Source organism: Streptococcus sp. CL8.13, assembly GCF_049737895.1.
The window spans coordinates 1-3,658 of sequence record NZ_JBKOTT010000096.1 but is presented as its reverse complement, the minus strand read 5'-3'; the positions used below and the strand labels follow the sequence as shown (position 1 = coordinate 3,658).

Sequence of the window (3,658 nt, the reverse complement as noted above, 5' to 3'; positions counted from 1 at the left end):
ACTTGCAGTAATAGCACCAAAGACGAAGGCGATAATTTTAATTTTAGTCGTATTAACCCCAACTGACTCAGCAGCAATCTCGTCCTCACGAACAGAGAGGGTTGAACGACCAATTGGGCTACGCAAGAAGTTCAAGGTTGCAATGGTTGTAATCACGACAAAGAAGTAAACCATTTGCCAGGTTGTAAAGTTAGGAATTCCCAAGATACCTGCTGCACCATTTGTAAGGCTTCCACCATTGATGATAAAGATACGGATAATTTCAGAAACACCGAGAGTTGCTACCGCAAGGTAATCCCCCTTCAAGCGTAAGGTTGGAATTCCGACAAGCAAGGCAACTGCTCCTGAAAGCAAAGCACCTAACAGCATGGCTCCAAAGAAGGCACCGTAGGTTGGTGATTTAGAACCAATAATAGCTGCTGCATAGGCACCAATCGCCATGAAACCAGCATGACCAAGTGAAAATTGGCCTGAAAAACCAACGATTAAGTTGAGACCAACAGCCAGAATAATATTAATTCCAATTTGTTGTAAAATCTGTACATAGAATAGGTTTAGTACTCCGACTGAAACCAATACACTAATCAAGCCATAGCCAGCTAACAAAAGGAGTAACCATAGAATATTAACTTTTAAATTTTCTTTCATCGTTTACACCTTCTCTTTCACATTTTTACCAAGAATACCTGCTGGGCGGACAATCAAGATCAACAACAGGATTCCATAAACAATGGCATCACGGAAGTCTGACATTCCAAAGGCTGTCGCAAAGGTTTCCAATAGACCAATCACAAAGCCACCAAGAGCCGCACCAGGAATAATTCCGATACCACCAAGTACTGCGGCAACGAAAGACTTAAGACCTGGAGTAACCCCCATCAAAGGCTCAAGAGAGTTATAATAAAGGGCAATCAGAACACCAGCCGCACCCGCAAGAGCTGACCCCAAAGCGAAGGTAAAGCTGATAGTACGGTTTACATTGATCCCCATCAATTGCGCTGCATCGCTATCTACGGATACTGCACGCATGGCTTTCCCCATCTTAGTCTTTTGGACAATGACTTGTAACAAAATCATCAAAATCAAGGAAATGGCCAAAATCATTAACTGCACGTTTGTTAGGCTAACTGGTCCCAAATCATAGCGAACTGTTTGAATCGCTTGAGGGAAGGCACGGGTATTAGCACCAACCAGATAGACCATCCCATATTCCAATAGGAAAGAAACCCCAATAGCTGTAATCAAAACAGCAATACGAGTAGAGTGACGCAAAGGTCGGTAAGCAAGGAACTCAATCACGACACCAAGAATGGCTGTCGCTAACATAGCTACAATAAGAGCTACAAAGAAATTCATTTGGAAAGAATTAATCAAGAAATAACCGATAAAGGCTCCCATCATATAAATATCACCGTGGGCGAAGTTGATGAGCTTGATAATTCCGTAAACCATGGTATATCCTAGGGCTAACAGCGCATAAACACTACCTAGAATCAAACCATTTACTAGTTGTTGGAGCATAAGATTCACTCTTTCTATTTATAATTTCGAGGGTTTTCCCTCACTTTTTATAAGTTCTTATACTCAATAAAAATCAAAGAGCAAACTAGGAAACTAGCCACAGGCTGTACTTGAGTACGGCAAGGCGACGTTGACGCAGTTTGAATTTGATTTTTGAAGAGTATTAAACATCGAAACAGGGAGTGAGTCAAAGGCTCATTCCCTATTTCAACATTTTCTATTATGGTTTTACAACTTCTGCTGCTTCAACCTTACCATTGTTCATGGTCATCATGTAAGCAGTTTTGACTGTGTTGTGGTCTGCATCGAAGCTTGTTTGACCAGTTACACCTTCAAAGTCTTTTGTTTTAGCAAGGTTATCCTTGATTTCACCAGAGTTTTTAGCACCTTTTGCTGCGTTTGCTACAAGGTGAACTGAGTCATAAGCCAAGGCTGCAAATGTTGAAGGCTCTTCATTGTACTTAGCACGGTATGCGTCAAGGAAGGCTTTTGCTTTAGCTGAAACTTCTACAGTAGTTGAGAAGCCTGAGATAAAGTAGATGTTTGATGCTTTTTCAGCAGTTGCTTGTTGTACAAACTCTTCACCGTTGAATCCATCACCACCAACGATTGGTTTGTCAATTCCCATACCACGCGCTTGGTTTACAATTTTACCAGCCTCATTATAGTAGCCAGGAACAACGATCGCATCAAAATCTTTCCCTTTCATTTTTGTAAGGGCTGCTTGGAAGTCTGTATCACCTGCTACGAAAGTTTCATCAGCAACGATTTCACCCTTGTATGACTCGCGGAAAGATTTGGCAATACCTTTAGCATAGTCACTGGCATTGTCAGTGTAAAGAACAACTTTCTTAGCTTGCAATTTTTCAGAAACATAGTTTGAGATAATTTTTCCTTGGAAACTATCTTGGAAAGTTCCGATAAAGAGGTAATCTTGACCTTTAGTCAATCCATCTTGAGTCGCACTTGGTGAAATCAATGGAACACCTGCTTTTGTAGCGTTCGCTACCGCAGCTGCAGTTGCACCAGATGTCGCAGGTCCTACGACTGCTGATACTTTAGATTGAGTTACAAGGTTAGTTGTTACTGAAGCCGCCTCAGCTGTTTCAGACTTGTTATCTTTATCGACTACTTCGATTTGTTTTCCATCGATACCACCTGCTGCATTGATTTCATCAACAGCCAATTGGGCACCTTTTTGTTCAGCTGTTCCGTATGCAGCTAAAGAACCTGATTCTTCAAAGTTAAATCCAATTTTGATTGTCTTTTCATCTACTGAGTTACCAGCAGCGTTTGACGCTCCAGACTTCACTTCTCCACAGGCTGCAAGAAGTGCTACACTTGCAAGCGCCACAAACGATAGGGCAAATTTTTTCTTCATCTTTTTTGTCTCCTTATTTCTTAAATAAATAGCATGTTAAGAATATACCGAATTATCAGAAAATTGTCAATACTTTTCTTGAACTTTTTCGATGATAACGTTTTCCTCTCGATAAAGATTGCCCACAAAGGGTGTTTCCAGCTCTTGGATATGACAAACTCTGACTTTTTTTATAAACTTTTCCTTGCCCAAGCGCCCGACCAATTGCTCCACTTCTTGAGTTGGAACATAGAGTTGTAAGTAACGATGTTTCTTGGAATGATAGGTAATATCTCCATAATCCTGCAGTTTTTTGGCATCACGATTATAGTAAAGATAGATAATCAAGCCAGATCGATTGACTTTTTCAAACATGATAAATCCTCTCTCTAAGAAATCTCTCCCTATTATACCAAAAAAAGCAAACCCAGTCGAGTTCGCCTTCTTTAATTATTAGTTCAAAGAATTGTTGGCCATGATTTCATCAATGAAGCCATATTCAAGTGTTTCTTGAGCGCTCATCCAATTATCGCGTTCTGCATCTGCATGGACTTTTTCGATTGACTGACCTGAATTTTCAGCCAAGATTTTTTCCAAGGTGTTACGAGTTTTAAGCAAGTGTTCTGCAGCGATCGCCATATCGGTTTGTTGAGTACCACCACCTGTACCACCCATTGGTTGGTGGATCATGTATTCAGCATTTGGAAGCATGAAACGTTTGCCTTTTGCTCCGCTTGATGCGATGACTGTTCCCATAGATGCAGCCATTCCCATTAC

At 40.9% G+C, this 3,658-nt stretch carries 4 protein-coding genes and 1 pseudogene; all 5 read right to left on the bottom strand.

The annotated features are described in order from the left end of the window. On the bottom strand, window positions 1-648 hold a 648-nt coding region (locus ACLNCN_RS04000; protein WP_424844676.1), incomplete at its 3' end, for a branched-chain amino acid ABC transporter permease. A 3-nt stretch (window positions 649-651) separates the two neighbouring features. Then, window positions 652-1,521 carry a branched-chain amino acid ABC transporter permease gene (locus ACLNCN_RS03995; protein WP_000941427.1) on the bottom strand — a complete coding sequence of 290 codons (870 nt, stop codon included), beginning with the start codon at window positions 1,519-1,521 and terminating at the stop codon, window positions 652-654. Between the two features lie 220 nt (window positions 1,522-1,741). Then, on the bottom strand, window positions 1,742-2,902 hold the full coding sequence (locus ACLNCN_RS03990; protein ID WP_424844675.1) for an ABC transporter substrate-binding protein: 1,161 nt from the start codon (window positions 2,900-2,902) through the stop codon (window positions 1,742-1,744). A 66-nt stretch (window positions 2,903-2,968) separates the two neighbouring features. Continuing rightward, a complete protein-coding gene (locus ACLNCN_RS03985; protein ID WP_424844674.1) occupies window positions 2,969-3,256 on the bottom strand; it encodes a YlbG family protein in 288 nt (95 codons plus the stop codon). 78 nt (window positions 3,257-3,334) lie between these two features. Further along, window positions 3,335-3,658: pseudogene (gene clpP / locus ACLNCN_RS03980) on the bottom strand (ATP-dependent Clp protease proteolytic subunit ClpP); the annotation flags it as partial.

Bases quoted from the DNA above. Each gene is read 5' to 3' on its own strand.
- ACLNCN_RS03995 (WP_000941427.1), bottom strand. From the start codon at position 1,521: ATGCTCCAACAACTAGTAAATGGTTTGATTCTAGGTAGTGTTTATGCG.
- ACLNCN_RS03990 (WP_424844675.1), bottom strand. From the start codon at position 2,902: ATGAAGAAAAAATTTGCCCTATCGTTTGTGGCGCTTGCAAGTGTAGCA.
- ACLNCN_RS03985 (WP_424844674.1), bottom strand. From the start codon at position 3,256: ATGTTTGAAAAAGTCAATCGATCTGGCTTGATTATCTATCTTTACTAT.